This window comes from Mesorhizobium album (assembly GCF_033977205.1).
Lineage (GTDB): Bacteria > Pseudomonadota > Alphaproteobacteria > Rhizobiales > Rhizobiaceae > Mesorhizobium > Mesorhizobium album.
Window position 1 is genome coordinate 52,059 of record NZ_JAVIIW010000013.1, and the last position, 14,401, is coordinate 66,459.

The following is a 14,401-nucleotide window of genomic DNA, read 5'->3' on the forward strand; positions in this document are numbered from 1 at the left end:
CCCCCGAGCCGGGATCAGCCGGCCGCTGATGGGTCCTTCACTGATGGTGGTCGCTTACGCGGGCCCCCTCCGGACGATCGCCCCACAGGACCGCCCTTCCTTCATGCATGTCGTTGTCCCAAAGCAGCTTGGCGCTTTTGGGCGACATCCCTCCATAATCGCCGGACATGGTTGATAATCCATTGACGGCGCTCGACAACACCCACGATTTTGCGGAAGCAATGACGGCAAATCGATGACATAAAGCGGGCCGGAAATCCAAAAAGGCGGGAAAGATGCGGGCTGTGGTGAAGTTCATCAAATGGCTGCTGGGCCTTGTGGTGCTGGCGGTGGTCGCGCTCGTTAGCTGGCTCTACTTTGCACCGCCCGAGCTGATCCGTGTCGGCTCCGGCTACTCGGCCAAGATCGTCTGCTCCAATGTCTTCATTGCCGGGCGCGATCCGAGTGAAGTGCTTGCGGTCGACGTACAGGCGCCGGGCCATCCGCTGCTCCGCCTGATGAAGGTCTCCGTCGACAAGGAGAGGGGGCTTGTTTCGGCGGGCCTGCTATGGGTGCTGGGCAGAAGCGTCGCCGTCGAGCGAGATGGGCTCGGCTGCGCGTCGGTTCCCAACGGCGACACCGGTAAGGCGCGGCAGGCCTCCGTGCATGTCGAACCTCTGGCGGTGGCCTCGCAGGACGCGCTCTGGCCGGAGGGTGAGAGGGTGGACGCCTTGCAAAACCCCGAAGTGACGAAAATCGTCGACGATGCCGCGATCGTCGGAACCGGCATGCGCGCGGTTGTGGTGGTGAAGAACGGCCGCATTGTCGCGGAACGCTATGGCGACGGCTTTTCAGCCAAGACGCCGCTGCTTGGCTGGTCGATGACCAAGACGGTCAATGCCGCGATCGTCGGCACGCTGGTCAAGGACGGCAAGATGGGGCTCGAGAGCAAGGGCCTGTTCGCGCTGTGGAAGGCCGATGGGCGGGCGGCGATCAGCCTTGCCGACATGATGGCGATGTCGAGCGGGCTGGAGTTCAACGAGGATTATGGCGATGTCGCCGACGTGACGCGCATGCTCTATCTCGAGCCGGACATGGCGGGCTTCGCCGAGGCAAAGCCGCTCGGCGGCGAGGTTGGCAAGGCATTTTCCTATTCGAGCGGCACGGCCGTGATGCTGTCGCGGCTGTGGCAGGACGCGATCGGCGACAAGGCGAAGGCGCTGGCCTGGCCGCGGACGGCGCTGTTCGAGCCGCTCGGCATGCGCAGCGCCGTGCTCGAGACCGACGAGCGGGGCACGTTCGTCGGCTCGTCCTATCTCTATGCCACCGCGCATGACTGGGCCCGCTTCGGCCAGTTCCTGCTGCAGGGCGGCGTTTGGAACGGCGCGCAGATCCTGCCAGCCGGCTTCGTCGACTGGATGCGGCAGCCGGCGCCGGCCTCGAAGGTCTACGGCAAGGGCCAGGTATGGATCGAAGGCCCGGGCGACGAGGAAAATCCTGGCGCGGGCGCCGCCGCCGGCCTGCCCAAGGATACCTATTGGATGGAGGGCCATGACGGCCAGACAGTGGCCATCATTCCATCGGAGCAACTGGTGGTGGTAAGGCTCGGTCTGACGCCCGCCAAGCTCGGTTACCGGCCGCAGACGATGGTAGCCGCGCTGCTGAAAGCCTTACATCAGTAAGGGGCGGCCTAATTTCGAGCGCCGATCACGCCCAGCCAGGCATAGCCACGATAAAGCGTCCTGAAATGGAAGGTCGCGCCGGTCCGTTCGGATTCCGATTCGAGGACGTCGCGCAGCGAAGCACGCGGCTCGACATGGAATTTCCGCAGCCAGCCGCGCAGCAATGCCCTGAACCAGCGCGGCAGGCCTTCCTGTTGGCCGAAATCGACGACATGCAGCGAGCCGCCTGGCGCAAGGGCAGCCAATGCTGCCGAGACGGTCTTTTCCCAACCGGGGATCATCGACAGCGAATAGGACACGAAGACGCGATCGAAGCGCGCGCTGCCAAACAGCGCCTTTGCGTCGAAGTCGGTGGCATCACCGCGCGCCAGGCTGACCCTCGCCGCCAGACCTTCGCGGGCCATCGCGACATTCGCGGTTTCGAGCATCTCGGCCGAGATGTCGAGACCGAAGAAGCGGGCATCCGGATAGCGGCGGGCGGCAAGCACGATGTTGCGGCCGGTGCCGCAGCCAAGCTCCAGCACGGTGCCGCCTTGCGGCACGTCGAGACCTTCGATCAGCCGGTCGCGGCCGAGCAGATAGTATTTGCGGGTCAGGTCGTAGATGTGGCGCTGCCAGCGATAGACGCCGTCCATCAGTTCGGCATGGCTGGCCGGCAGCTCAGTCGTGCTCATGCGGCGCGCTTCACATAGAGGTGGAAGCCGCCATAGATCGCCGAGCGGTCCCGGGCCGAGAATTCGCGCGAGGCCTCGCTATCATAGTGCCATTGGTCGAGCAGGGAGTTGGAGACGCGGCCCGGCAGCAGGCTGGGTTCGGCCGCAGTGCGGAAGATCACGCGGGCGCCAACCGAGGCGGTGCGGGTGATCTCGGTCCACAAATCGTTGAGCAGGTCGTCGGTCATCCAGTCCTGCGCGTCGAGCAGGACGAAGCGATCGACCGAGCCTGCATCCTTGCCAGCGAGGAATTTGATCAGGTTGGCATGGTGGATGGCAACGCGATCGATGTTGGCGCGGATCGTCTTGTAGTTGCGCTTTTCCAGATAGGCGGGAAGCGCAGCCTCGCCCGGTTCTGGATAACGGCGGGCGAAGGCCTGCCAGGCGAAATAGTTGTTCTTCAGCGGGAAGTCGCAGGCGAGCTTTTCCAGCCGCGCCCTCAAGACGCTCGCCATCGAGCCGTCGCCGGAGGTGATCAGCGAGTCGTACTGGGCCGGCGGGATGCCGAGGCCGAACAGCGAAGCCTTGCGCGAGGTTGCCCACTGCAAAAGCTTCTTGTCGAAGACCGGCGCCAGTTCCTCGTTGAAGAAGCGGCGCTGCTCGCCAATGTTCTCGGCCTTCATGATGCCGGCCGGATCGACACCGAACAGTTTTGCCACGCGATGGCCCATGGCGATAAACAGGCCGAGCAGGCCGGTCTGGTAAAAGTTGCGGTCGAAGACCGAGATGCGGCGACGGCCGCGCCAGTTCCGGCGCTCCCAGTAGTGGCGGCTCACCGGATCGAGATGCGGCGCGATGAAGCGGTCGTAGGCTTGGGAATTGTGGCTGGTATCGGCGGCGCCGAAGAAACGGAACAGGTCGCCCTGCGACGGCAGGTGGCGGACCGCTTCCAGCTTCATGCGGTTCAGCGCGATGTGAGCCGCGTTGAGGTCGACCGCGTCGATCCGGGCGGGCGTGCGGGTGAGGTAAGCCAGAATGTTGCAGCCGCCCGACGCGATCGTGACGACGCGATGCCCGGCGCTAAGCTGCATAGCCTCCATATCGACGTCCGGGTCTTCCCAGATCTGCGGATAGACAAGACCGGAAAACAGGAAGGCGAAAAGCCGCTCGGAAATGCCGTCCTTCGACAGCGCGCGGTTCTGATAGACGGCTTTTCCGACTTCCTTGCCACGGCGAAAAACGAGTTCTCCCGAAACATCCGACATGGCGAAGTGATTCCCCGTTTGCGTTGGCGCAAGCGGGTAGCGCAGCGTCATGACAGGCAGGTGACAGTCTGTTGACGTCGACTTGCCGCTAGGTAGGACGCAAAATCGCCGGGCACCTTCGCCCGAGCTCACTTAGGAATCCGGCATCAGAGTTTCATCCAGCCATCTGGAAGCCGTTGATCAGGGACTGCTCCTTCTGGCGGTTGGCGCGGCAGCTTGTGAAACTCCTATCGGCTTTGGCCGCCGCCATTCCTTCGTCGGGACTTGCCTTTGCCAATCAAATCCACTCGATATTCTTAGATTTGTTTAAAGGAAAAATAGGAAGTTTTCTGCCTATAACAACATTCCGTGCGTATTTGGGCTTTATTCGCGGATAGGGGTCGTCGCTAACTTAACTGATACATTATGGTATTATTGTTTAGCGCTAGCTACATTAGTAAATTATGATCTGGTCGCTTCAAACGTTGCGGTTTGTAGCCGCGTCGATGGTCCTGTTTCTGCATGCGGTGCAATCCGCGATGCGGATTTCCGGCGTCGGAGCAGTTCCCTACCAATACGCACTCGTGGGCTCAGCCGGCGTCGACATCTTCTTCGTCATTTCCGGTGTCATCATGGCGACGGTGGCCCCTGGCAGAACAGCCGCCGAGTTCATCCAGGCACGAGTGCTCAGGGTCGTCCCAATCTACCTGTTGTGCAGCATTCCGGCGCTGCCGATGATGGCCATCGGCCCTGGACTGTGTTGGCGCAATATACTGGCCACGCTGTTCCTGTGGCCGGCAACGGACCAGATGGCGGCGCCTGCGCTCGGCGTGGCGTGGACACTATGCTTCGAGATGCTGTTTTATGCCGCGGTTGCGCTCGTCCTGTGCGATCGGCGATGGCTATATGCCCTTGGGGCCATTTTCATCGGTGCATTTCTGCTTCGTTGGGCCGGCCCTGTTTTTCAATTTCTTGGCAACCCGATCATTCTCGAATTCATCGCTGGCGTGGCGATCGCCAGGATCGGCAAGGTTCGGTGGGGCTTTGGCATGCTGCCGTTGGGGGTTGTAGCCCTTTTCTTTACAGCCTGGTTGGAGGTTATCCCAAACGGCCATACCGGGCTCTTTCTGACCGGTGAGGAAAATCTCCAGCGCATAGCCGTTCTCGGGATCCCCGCTGTCCTTATCGTATACGGCACCATGCACTTCCGAGCTCAACAGAGCGTGTGGACCTATCTCGGCGAGGCTTCGTATTCGCTCTACCTTGTGCATCCGATTTTGATATCCGCGCTCGCGATCATGTGGGTCTTCTATCCAGTTGAGCCGAATGTGATCATCGTGGTTGCCATCCTCGTCTCGCTATTAGCGTCTTGGCGTGTTCACGAGCGGATAGAAAAGCCCATGATTGCCTGGATAAAGCGGCGAATGCCATCAGAGGCAGGCTGGGCAAATGCCACCGTCACCGCATTTCCAGGCGGCCATTTGCTTGGTGTCGAGAAGCCTGGGTCGTTCGCAAACGCATCCTCCGCCGTGGCCTGCAAAGCCGGCAAAGTGCACGACGGCTGACAGATTGCGCCGGGTCGGCGCGTCGCTCACGCCTTGCCGAACCCGCCGGGCGTCGGGGTGATGACGATGACGGCCTCGCCGGCGTCGAGCGTGGTCTGGTCACAGGCTTTCAGCACATCGACCGATCCGTCGTTGCGCCTGATCTTGGTCGAGCCTGCCTCGCCATCGCCGCCGCCGTTGAGGCCCTGGGGCGGCCGGCTGCGGTGCGAGGATAAGATGGCGCATTCCATCTTCTCCAGGAAGCGGATGGTGCGCTTGGTGCCGTCGCCGGCGTTCCACTTGCCCTTGCCGCCGGAGCCCTGGCGGATGTGGAAGTCCTCCAGCACCACGGGGAAGCGCAGTTCCAGCACTTCGGGATCGGTCAGCCGCGAGTTGGTCATATGAGTGTGGACGCCGGAGGTGCCGGCAAAGCCGCGGCCCGAATTCATCCGGCCCGCGGGCGAGCCGGAACAGATCGTCTCGTAATACTGGTATTGCTTGTTGCCGAAGGTGAGATTGTTCATCGTGCCTTGCGCGTTGGCCATCGCGCCCATGGCGCCGAACAGCGCGTTGGTGACGTGCTGCGAGGTCTCGACATTGCCGGCAACGACGGCGGCAGGGTAGGACGGTTTGAGCATGCAACCGTCGGGAATGACGATGTTGATCGGCCTGAGACATCCCGCATTCATCGGGATCATGTCCTCTACCATGACGCGGAAGGCGTAGAGCACGGCGGCTCGCGCCACCGGCTCCGGCGCGTTGAAATTGTTCTTCTCGACCTTCGAGGTGCCGGTGAAATCGACCGTCGCCTCGCGCTTTTCGCGATCGACACTGATCTTCACCTTGATCACCTGACCGGTGTCGGTGGGGTATTCGTAGACGGAACTGTCGGGCAGCCGCTCCAGCGCGCGGCGCACGCTCTCGGCGGCATTGTCCTGGACATGGCCCATATAGGCCTCGACGACATCGAGGCCGAAATGCGCGACCATCTTGCGCAGTTCCGCAACGCCCTTTTCGTTGGCGGCGATCTGCGCCTTGAGGTCGGCGATGTTCTGGGCGGGATTGCGGGCGGGGTAGGGATGGTCGGTGAGGAGGGTCTCCAGCTCCTTCTCGCGGAAGCGGCCGCGATCGACGATGCGGAAATTGTCGAACAGCACGCCTTCCTCGTCGACGGTGGTGGCTAAAGGCGTCATCGAGCCGGGCGCCGTGCCGCCGACATCGGCGTGGTGGCCGCGCGAGGCGACGTAGAAGAGGATTTCCTTGCGAGCGCCGTCGAACACCGGCGTCACGACGGTGATGTCGGGCAGGTGCGTGCCGCCATTGTACGGCGCGTTGAGCGCGAAAACGTCGCCCGGGTGAATGTCGCCCGAGTTGAGGCGGATGATGGTCTCGACCGAGCGGTCCATGGAGCCGAGATGCACCGGCATGTGCGGCGCGTTGGCGACCAGCGCGCCATGGCGGTCGAACACAGCGCAGGAAAAGTCCAGCCGTTCCTTGATGTTGACGGAATAGGCGGTGTTCTGCAGCGTCACGCCCATCTGCTCGGCGATCGACATGAAGAGGTTGTTGAATACCTCCAGCATCACCGGATCGGCATCGGTGCCGAGCGCTGCCAGACGGCGCTTCTTTTCGATGCGGCGCAGCAGCACATGGTTCCTGGCCGTGATCTCGGCTTGCCAGCCGGGCTCGACGACGATGGTCTGGTTCGGCTCGATGACGAGCGCAGGGCCGGCCACCTTGTGGCCGGGCTTCAGGCCATCGCGCCGGAAAATGCCTGCATCGCGCCAGGCGCCGTCGGCAAAGAATTGCCGCGTCTGCCAGGGACCTGCCGCCTTGTCTTCGAGACTTGATTCAGTTTCGTCGCGACCGGCGGTCCCGGCATCGCTGCCTTCGACACCCACCGCCTCGACGATCATTGGCTTGTCTTCGTAGACGAAACCGAACTGCGCCTTGTGCGCAGCCTCGAAATCGCTCCTGGCGCGGAAGATCGAGCCGTGCTCGAAATTCACCGGCAAAGCCGTGTCGGTGCCGTCATAGCGGATCTGCAGGACCGGCTTCGAGGCGATGGCGGCTTCCGCAATGCCCTGCGCTGCAAGTTCGGCGACGACGCCTTGATGCAATGCCGCAATCAGGTCCTCGATCGAGGAGCGTGACTCTTCGGCGAGCGGCTTGAGCAACGCCTGCTGGCGCGAGGCGAAAACCGTCGCCAGCCCGATACCGTAGGCCGAAAGCAGTCCGGAGAAGGGGTGAATGAGCACTGCTTCCATGCCGAGCGCATCGGCGACCAGGCAAGCGTGCTGGCCGCCGGCGCCGCCGAAGCAGTTCAGGAGATATTCGGTGACATCATAGCCGCGCTGCACCGAGATCTTCTTGATGGCATTGGCCATGTTCTCGACGGCGATGGTGACGAAACCCTCGGCCACCGCTTCCGGCGTGCGTCCGTCGCCGATCTCGGCGGCTAAAGCCGCGAATTTGTCGCGCACGGTGGCGACATCGAGCGGCTGGTCCTGGCCGGGACCGAAGATCGCCGGAAAGAAATCTGGCTGCAGCTTGCCGAGCATGACATTGGCGTCAGTGACGGCGAGCGGCCCGCCGCGCCTGTAAGCCGCGGGGCCCGGATTGGCGCCGGCCGAGTCCGGGCCGACGCGGAAGCGGTCGGCCTCATAGTGGAGGATCGAGCCGCCGCCGGCGGCAACGGTGTGGATGCGCATCATCGGCGCGCGGATGCGCACGCCGGCGACTTCGGTGTCGAAGGCGCGCTCATATTCGCCGTCATAGTGGGCCACGTCGGTCGAGGTGCCGCCCATGTCGAAGCCGATGACCTTGTCGAAGCCTGCTCGCCGGGCCGTCTCGACCATGCCGACCACGCCGCCGGCCGGACCGGACAACAGCGCATCCTTGCCCTGGAACATGTCGGCGGCGGTCAGCCCGCCCGACGACATCATGAACATCAGGCGGGGCGCGTCGCCAATCTCACCCTCAAGGGTGGAGATTGGCGACGCGCCCAGCTCTCCGGCCACCCTTTGCACGTAGCGCGACAGGATCGGCGACAGATAGGCATCGACCACGGTGGTGTCGCCGCGGCCGACCAGCTTGATCAGCGGCGAGACCTCGTGGCTGACCGATATCTGGCTGAAGCCGATCTTGCCGCAGACCTTGGCCACCGCCTTTTCGTGATCGGGATATTTCCAGGCATGCATGAACACGATGGCGACCGCGTCGATGCCGTCCGCCTTGGCCTGCTCGATGGCCGGGCGGCAGGCGGCGATGTCGAGCAGGCGCTCGACGCAACCGTCGGCGCGCACGCGCTCGTCGATCTCGACCACCCGCTCGTAAAGCTGTTCCGGCAGGATGATCTCCTTGGCGAAGATGTCCGGCCGCGCCTGATAGGCGATGCGCAGCGCGTCGCGAAAACCCTTGGTGACGAGCAGGAGCACGCGGTCGCCCTTGCGCTCCAGCAACGCATTGGTGGCGACAGTGGTGCCCATCTTGATGTCGCCGATCCGGTGCGAGGGGATGGCGGCGCCGGATTTCAAGCCAAGCAGATCGCGGATGCCCTGGATGGCTGCGTCGGCATAGGCTTCAGGATTCTCCGACAAGAGCTTGCGCGGATGCAGTCGTCCTTGCGGGTCGCGGCCGATGATGTCGGTGAAGGTGCCGCCCCGGTCGATCCAGAAATCCCATTTCCCGTTGGCTGCGTCTTCCATTCCATTATCCAATGTCTGCGAGAACATGTTCTGTTAATTCGCCTTTTCGGCGCCGGCAATCGCCAGTCGATGTTACATATGGAAACGCAACGTTACGAAACCGCGGGCCACCTGATGCATTTCCTCTGCGACCGTTCACCGAAATGTGAGCGTTAGTTGAAGGAGAGATACCATGAAGAAGCTCATCCTGGCGTCTGTTTCAGCGCTCGCCCTGCTGGGGGTCGCGGCTTGCAGCAACAGCGGCACCGGTACAGACAACACAACCACCCAGAGCACCAATCCGCCGGCCAACGAACAGCCTATGAAGCCGGCTGCTCCCAGCACTTCGAAACCAGCCGAACCGGCTCCGGCAAAACCTGCTGCGCCTGCGCAGTAGAAATCGAACTGACTGCAATACGGAAGGCCGCCTTGCGCCGGCCTTCCGTATTTTTTGTTTCCGCGAGCGGTTTTCCAACCCCGCCGCCCGCCAGACCTGCGGCATCGTCTCGGCTTGATAGCAATGGCCGGTTCGCACTAAGAAGCCTGCATGTCGATTTGGGACCGCCTCGGCGACTTCATCGCTCGTGTTTCGTCGTCGGCGTCCTCGGGCGTCGCCGATGTCGTCGAGGCCGTGCGGACCGTGTTCTCCGGCGACGCGGATCTGCGCCGGCGCGTTGCCTTCTCCGTAGCGATGATCGCGCTCTCGGCCAAGATGGCCAAGGCTGACGGCATCGTCACCCAGGACGAGGTGCGCGCTTTCCAGGAAATCTTCGAGGTGCCGCCGCGCGAGACGCGCAACGTGGCTCGCCTCTATGACCTTGCCAAACGCGATGTCGCCGGGTTCGAAATCTATGCCCAGCGCATGGCGCAGCTCTGCGGTTCCGGTCATGCGAATTGCATGATGCTGGAAGATATACTCGACGGGCTGTTCCACATCGCCAAGGCGGACGGTCTGATCCACGAGCGGGAAGGGCAATTCCTGCATCGCATTGCCCAGATCTTCCGGATCGACGAGGCGCATTACCAGGCGATCCTGTCGCGGCACGTTAATCTCGGTGCCGCCGATCCTTATGTCGTTCTCGGCATCGAGCGGGGGAGGCCGTTCGAGGAGGTCAGGAAGCGCTACCGCAAGCTGATCTCCGACAATCACCCGGACAGGCTGATCGCGCGCGGCCTGCCACAGGAGTTCATCAAGATCGCCACGACAAGGGTCGCGGCGATCAACGCGGCCTATGAGATGATCGAACGGGGCCTCAGGCACGCATGAGCGGTTTTTTGCCCGACCAGCCGGGTGCCGAGGTCAGGGTGTCGCCGAATTTCGGTCCGCGACGCGAGACGCTCAGACCCGACATGATCGTGCTGCACTATACCGGCATGGCGACCGGGGCCGGCGCCGAAGCCTGGCTGTGCGATCCGGCAAGCGAGGTATCCTCGCATTATCTCGTCCATGAGGACGGCCGCATCGTGCAGATGGTGCGCGAGAGCGACCGTGCTTGGCACGCCGGCAAGAGCTCCTGGTTCGGTCGCACCGACATCAACTCCTGTTCGGTCGGCATCGAGATCGTCAATCCCGGGCATTCGCTCGGCTACAAAGCCTTTCAGAAGCGGCAGATCGATGCCGTCATCGGCTTGTGCGCCGGGATCGTCGGCCGGCACCCTATTCCACCTCAAAGGGTGCTTGCGCATTCGGACGTCGCGCCGGGGCGCAAGCTCGATCCGGGCGAAAAGTTTCCCTGGAGAGCGCTTTTTGCGGCCGGCGTCGGCCATCTCGTTCCTGCGGCCCCGATCAGGCCGGGCGCGGCGCTGAAGGCCGGCGATACAGGCGCCGGCGTTGAGGCGCTGCAGTCGATGCTGGCGCTCTATGGTTATGGCGTCGAGATATCGGGCGCCTTCGATCGCCAGACCGAAATCGTGGTGGCGGCGTTTCAGCGGCATTTCCGGCGGCGGCAGGTCGATGGCGTGGCGGATGGCTCGACCATCCGCACGCTGGAAAGGCTGCTGGCTGCCGTAAAGGCAACTTCACCCAAATAATCCTGCCGAACTAACTAAATTACAATTCGTCATACAAAGTGAATTGCCTCGCCTTCTTTGGCGCCAATTCGCTCGTCAAAGGCGACTTCCGCAAGTTGTCGGACATCTATCCCCCCAAGATGCTCCGATGTTGAATTGGCCTCGCCGTGCGAAGTTCTTCGCACGGTTCTAACAGAACAGGACTACATGCAAAATTTGACCGTTGTAGCGGCAGCCATTGCTGCCGGAGTGATGACTTTTGCCTTCAGCCCGGCGAACAGCGCGCCAATGAGCCTCCGGGCAGATAATAGCTTCGCTGCCGCTCCGGCAACGCCCAAAGCTGCCCAAGGCGCCAAGGCTTCAACGACCAAGAGAGCCGCCCCGGCGAAGGTACAGAAAGCCGCCGCCTCGAGGCCGGCAAAATCAACGGTTAAACGCAGTACGAAGCGCAGCAGCAGGCAGACCATCGATCTGACAACGACCGCTTCCATCCATCCAGAACTATCCACGTCGGCGTCCGCCACTACGGGCGGCGGCCAATATTCTGCGATCATCGCCCGCTATGCGGCAAGCTATGGCGTGCCGGTGTCGCTCGCCAGGGCCGTCATCAAGATCGAAAGCAACTACCGGCCGAACATGGTCGGTAGCGCCGGCGAGATCGGCCTGATGCAGATCAAGCCGGCGACCGCGCGAATGATGGGCTATACCGGTTCGGCAAAGGGATTGTTCGATCCCGACACCAACATCAAATACGGCATGAAGTACCTCGCCATGGCACAGGGCCTGGGCGGCGGCACGACTTGCGGCACCATCCTCAAATACAATGCCGGCCATGGCGCGACGCGGATGAATCCGGTTTCGGCCGCCTATTGCAGCAAGGTGAAGGTGCAGATGGCGGCGCTCGGTTCGCCTGCCTAACGCATGTCGCCCAAAAGTGCGCAGCGGTTTTGGGAAAACGTCATGCGTAAATACAGGACATAAAGCGCGTCGCCTGAATCCGCTTCGGCGCGACGCGCTTTAAAGCGGGATAGCTGCCTTTTTTGTTTGCGTTTTCAGGCGCGAACCCCTTTATACGCCATTGCCAGCTGGCCGGGCGGCCGCGCCCGCAAGAGCCGAAAGGCTGCGGGTGAGGAAAGTCCGGGCTCCATGGAGACACGGTGCCGGCTAACGGCCGGCGGGGGAGACCCCAGGGAAAGTGCCACAGAAAGCAAACCGCCGCGGCAAATGCTGCGGCAAGGGTGAAAGGGTGGGGTAAGAGCCCACCGCGCGACTGGCAACAGGAGCGGCACGGCAAACCCCACCGGGAGCAAGACCGAATAGGGGCGGTGCGAAGGGAAACCTTCGAGGGCTGTTTCCGGCCCACCGCCCGGGTAGGTTGCGTGAGGCGCATGGCGACATGCGTCCAAGATGAATGGCCGCCACGTTCTCGCGCCGCAAGGCGCGAGGGCCATACAGAACCCGGCTTACAGGCCAGCTGGCGTCTTCCGATATCGCTCTCTAACAGCAAAAGGTTGCGCCGGCCGACGTCCCTTCTGGTTCAAGTCTTGGCCTGGTCGCCTTCGGTGCGAGCCGCTGTGTTCCTTGAAACCGGTACGATTAATCGTACCTTGCCGAAAGCACAGGAGCACGTCATGGGCCAAGTCGGCAAACGCAGCATCACGCTTTCGCCGGAACTGGCGGCGGCCGTCGACGATGTCGTCGCGGCGGGCGAATATGCCTCAGCGAGCGAAGTGATCCGGGAGGCTCAGGCAATGGAAGGACCGGCGCGACCTGCTCGGCTATACGGTCGAGGAACTGCGCAAGCTGGTGCAAGAGGGGATCGACAGCGGGGCGGGACGGTACGTGTCGATGGATGAAATAAAGGCCGAGGCACGCAGGCGCTGGAAGTCAAACGGAGCGGCATGAGCTCTCTGCCCATCGCTCGAGCTGCGCAAGCTGAAGAAGACCTGATCGCCATCTGGCTTTACGTCGCAGCCGACAATGACGCCGATGCGGATCGTCTGCCCGATCGCATCGAAGGGCGCTGGCGGCAACTGGCCGCCCGCCTATCCCTTATCCGGCCCTCCTCGTGACGACATCGCGTCGGGCATTCGCCATCTTATCGTCGGCGAGTATTTGACCTTGTACCGCGTCAGCGGCGACGCGATCGAAATCCTTCGTGTACTCCATGGCAGGCGCCAGATCGGAGCCGACGATCTGGCGCCGTGATGACCTTAGCTGCCGATCTTATCCAACGACGCCTCGATCGCCTGCCAGAGTTCCTCGACCGGCTCGCAGCCGATGGCCAGCCGTACGAAGCCGGGCGGCACGGCGTCGCCACGCTTCGAGCGCCGTTCGGCCGAGCTGTGCACGCCGCCGAATGATGTCGCCGATTCAATCAATGCGCAATTGTTGATGAAATCCTCGGCCTTCTCTTCCGAGGCCAGCTCGAACGAGATGATGAAACCGAAACGCTCCATCTGAGCCCGCGCCAGATTGTACGAGGGGTCGCCCTCGAGGCCTGGAAAGCGCAAGCCGTTTACGGCGCGATGCCCCTCAAGACGACGAGCGATCGTTTCCGCCGAGGAGCACATGCGGTCGAAACGCACCTCGAGCGTTTCGAGACCGCGATGCACGAGCCAAGCCTCGAACGGTCCGGGAATGCCGCCGGCGGTCTCGCGCCAATCCTTGACCTTGGCGACAATGTCCGGGTCGCGGCTCGCGACATGGCCGAACAGCACGTCCGAGTGACCATTGATCGCCTTGGTGTCGGCCGACACGACGATATCGGCGCCGAGGTCGAGCGGGCGCTGGCCGAAGGGCGTCATCGTGGTGTTGTCGACGACGAGGAGCGTGCCTTGCTCATGGGCGGCCTTGGCGGCGGCAGCGATGTCGCAGATGTCCAGCCGCGGGTTGGACGGGGTTTCGACGAAGACCAGCCGGTAGCCGGCGAAACCGCCGTCGAGCATGCTCGATGTGGGTCTCACGTCATAGGCGACGCCGAGCGGTTTCAGGAAACGCTCCGCCAGCGCGCGCGTCGTGTGGTAGCCGTCCGAAGGCAAGAGAATGCGGTCGCCCGATTTAACGAGCGCAAAGAACGTTGCCGAAATCGCGGCCATTCCCGACGGAAAGGCAATGCATTGCGCATCTTCCAGATGACCAAGCGCGTGCTCGACTGCGTGCCATGTCGGATTGCTGAAACGCCCGTACTGATCGAAGCCAGTTGCGTCGCCCGGCGAATGAAAGATGGAGGCCATGGTCAGCGGTAAGGGGATAGGATCGCCTTTGGCGAAATCGCCGCTGCGCAGATGTGCAAGCGCTGCGGCGCGTGACCTCGCGGTTTCGGACATGGGCTCGTTCCTTCGCTGAATAGAGGTCCGACGCTATGCGTGCCGGCCATTCGCAGCAAGCCGCGTCTTCTTGGGCCAGAGCGCTCTAAACGGTTCGTTAGGCTTAATAGACGATAAAGACGAGACGCGCCGTCGGCCTGCTCTTCCTGGTTGTGGCGAGTGTGTTTGTGATGCCTCTTCCCGTTGACGCCCATAGTGCCCCATGATATCCCATTCGCATCATCAAGCCTTCGTTCCGCGTCAGGGTGAAGCGTACGCCAATCGGGCAGTCGCG

The 14,401-nt window shown here is 62.6% G+C and carries 12 protein-coding genes, 1 other RNA gene and 1 pseudogene; 9 read left to right on the top strand and 5 right to left on the bottom strand.

The window, feature by feature from the left end; genetic code table 11:
- Positions 1-37 precede the first annotated feature (37 nt).
- Entirely contained in the window at positions 38-298 is a 261-nt protein-coding gene (locus RFN28_RS13285) for a hypothetical protein (protein WP_320287782.1), read from the bottom strand.
- On the opposite strand from RFN28_RS13285, the gene RFN28_RS13290 reads away from it, so the two are divergent.
- Positions 276-1,661, top strand: a complete 1,386-nt coding sequence (locus tag RFN28_RS13290) for a serine hydrolase domain-containing protein (RefSeq protein WP_320287783.1) — start codon at positions 276-278, stop codon at positions 1,659-1,661. The two genes, RFN28_RS13285 and RFN28_RS13290, sit on opposite strands and share 23 nt — an antisense overlap.
- Before the next feature lie 8 nt (positions 1,662-1,669).
- Here RFN28_RS13290 and RFN28_RS13295 read toward each other — a convergent pair whose 3' ends face one another.
- Both RFN28_RS13295 and RFN28_RS13300 read right to left on the bottom strand, forming a co-directional pair.
- On the bottom strand, positions 1,670-2,335 hold the full coding sequence (locus RFN28_RS13295; RefSeq protein WP_320287784.1) for a class I SAM-dependent methyltransferase: 666 nt from the start codon (positions 2,333-2,335) through the stop codon (positions 1,670-1,672).
- The gene (locus RFN28_RS13300; protein ID WP_320287785.1) at positions 2,332-3,630 is read right to left on the bottom strand and encodes a BtaA family protein; all 1,299 of its coding nucleotides are present in this window, start codon (positions 3,628-3,630) and stop codon (positions 2,332-2,334) included. The genes RFN28_RS13295 and RFN28_RS13300 overlap by 4 nt, the downstream gene beginning before the upstream one ends.
- 392 nt (positions 3,631-4,022) lie before the next feature.
- Between RFN28_RS13300 and RFN28_RS13305 the strand changes: the two genes are divergently transcribed.
- Positions 4,023-5,123 carry an acyltransferase family protein gene (locus tag RFN28_RS13305; RefSeq protein ID WP_320287786.1) on the top strand — a complete coding sequence of 367 codons (1,101 nt, stop codon included), beginning with the start codon at positions 4,023-4,025 and terminating at the stop codon, positions 5,121-5,123.
- Positions 5,124-5,149: 26 nt separating this feature from the next.
- Here RFN28_RS13305 and RFN28_RS13310 read toward each other — a convergent pair whose 3' ends face one another.
- Complete coding sequence (locus tag RFN28_RS13310) at positions 5,150-8,809, bottom strand: hydantoinase B/oxoprolinase family protein (RefSeq protein WP_320287787.1); 3,660 nt, start codon at positions 8,807-8,809, stop codon at positions 5,150-5,152.
- A 172-nt stretch (positions 8,810-8,981) separates the two neighbouring features.
- Here RFN28_RS13310 and RFN28_RS13315 point away from each other — a divergent pair, with 172 nt between their 5' ends.
- The 7 genes and pseudogenes from RFN28_RS13315 to RFN28_RS13345 all read left to right on the top strand — a co-directional run bounded on the left by RFN28_RS13315 (position 8,982) and on the right by RFN28_RS13345 (position 13,006).
- Positions 8,982-9,185 (top strand): hypothetical protein, encoded by a 204-nt coding sequence (locus RFN28_RS13315; RefSeq protein ID WP_320287788.1) that lies wholly within the window; start codon positions 8,982-8,984, stop codon positions 9,183-9,185.
- Positions 9,186-9,335: 150 nt separating this feature from the next.
- Positions 9,336-10,055, top strand: a complete 720-nt coding sequence (locus RFN28_RS13320; protein ID WP_320287789.1) for a TerB family tellurite resistance protein — start codon at positions 9,336-9,338, stop codon at positions 10,053-10,055.
- Positions 10,052-10,819 (top strand): N-acetylmuramoyl-L-alanine amidase, encoded by a 768-nt coding sequence (locus RFN28_RS13325; protein WP_320287790.1) that lies wholly within the window; start codon positions 10,052-10,054, stop codon positions 10,817-10,819. Before RFN28_RS13320 ends, RFN28_RS13325 begins: the two co-directional genes overlap by 4 nt.
- A 186-nt stretch (positions 10,820-11,005) precedes the next feature.
- Positions 11,006-11,716, top strand: a complete 711-nt coding sequence (locus RFN28_RS13330) for a lytic transglycosylase domain-containing protein (RefSeq protein WP_320287879.1) — start codon at positions 11,006-11,008, stop codon at positions 11,714-11,716.
- Positions 11,717-11,879: 163 nt separating this feature from the next.
- Positions 11,880-12,280: RNase P RNA component class A (gene rnpB, locus RFN28_RS13335), an RNA gene on the top strand.
- Positions 12,281-12,429: 149 nt separating this feature from the next.
- Positions 12,430-12,703: pseudogene (locus tag RFN28_RS13340) on the top strand (type II toxin-antitoxin system ParD family antitoxin).
- 75 nt (positions 12,704-12,778) lie between these two features.
- A complete protein-coding gene (locus tag RFN28_RS13345; RefSeq protein ID WP_320287791.1) occupies positions 12,779-13,006 on the top strand; it encodes a type II toxin-antitoxin system RelE/ParE family toxin in 228 nt (75 codons plus the stop codon).
- 5 nt (positions 13,007-13,011) lie between these two features.
- Here RFN28_RS13345 and RFN28_RS13350 read toward each other — a convergent pair whose 3' ends face one another.
- Positions 13,012-14,127 carry a cystathionine gamma-lyase gene (locus RFN28_RS13350; protein ID WP_320287792.1) on the bottom strand — a complete coding sequence of 372 codons (1,116 nt, stop codon included), beginning with the start codon at positions 14,125-14,127 and terminating at the stop codon, positions 13,012-13,014.
- Positions 14,128-14,401: the final 274 nt, after the last annotated feature.

What these genes read in the sequence shown, in the direction of transcription:
- RFN28_RS13320 (WP_320287789.1), top strand. Translation starts at nt 9,336, where the DNA reads ATGTCGATTTGGGACCGCCTCGGCGACTTCATCGCTCGTGTTTCGTCG.
- RFN28_RS13350 (WP_320287792.1), bottom strand. Translation starts at nt 14,127, where the DNA reads ATGTCCGAAACCGCGAGGTCACGCGCCGCAGCGCTTGCACATCTGCGC.
- RFN28_RS13330 (WP_320287879.1), top strand. Translation starts at nt 11,006, where the DNA reads ATGCAAAATTTGACCGTTGTAGCGGCAGCCATTGCTGCCGGAGTGATG.
- RFN28_RS13285 (WP_320287782.1), bottom strand. Translation starts at nt 298, where the DNA reads ATGAACTTCACCACAGCCCGCATCTTTCCCGCCTTTTTGGATTTCCGG.
- RFN28_RS13345 (WP_320287791.1), top strand. Translation starts at nt 12,779, where the DNA reads ATGACGCCGATGCGGATCGTCTGCCCGATCGCATCGAAGGGCGCTGGC.
- RFN28_RS13290 (WP_320287783.1), top strand. Translation starts at nt 276, where the DNA reads ATGCGGGCTGTGGTGAAGTTCATCAAATGGCTGCTGGGCCTTGTGGTG.
- RFN28_RS13295 (WP_320287784.1), bottom strand. Translation starts at nt 2,335, where the DNA reads ATGAGCACGACTGAGCTGCCGGCCAGCCATGCCGAACTGATGGACGGC.
- RFN28_RS13305 (WP_320287786.1), top strand. Translation starts at nt 4,023, where the DNA reads ATGATCTGGTCGCTTCAAACGTTGCGGTTTGTAGCCGCGTCGATGGTC.
- RFN28_RS13315 (WP_320287788.1), top strand. Translation starts at nt 8,982, where the DNA reads ATGAAGAAGCTCATCCTGGCGTCTGTTTCAGCGCTCGCCCTGCTGGGG.
- RFN28_RS13325 (WP_320287790.1), top strand. Translation starts at nt 10,052, where the DNA reads ATGAGCGGTTTTTTGCCCGACCAGCCGGGTGCCGAGGTCAGGGTGTCG.
- RFN28_RS13300 (WP_320287785.1), bottom strand. Translation starts at nt 3,630, where the DNA reads ATGACGCTGCGCTACCCGCTTGCGCCAACGCAAACGGGGAATCACTTC.
- RFN28_RS13310 (WP_320287787.1), bottom strand. Translation starts at nt 8,809, where the DNA reads ATGGAAGACGCAGCCAACGGGAAATGGGATTTCTGGATCGACCGGGGC.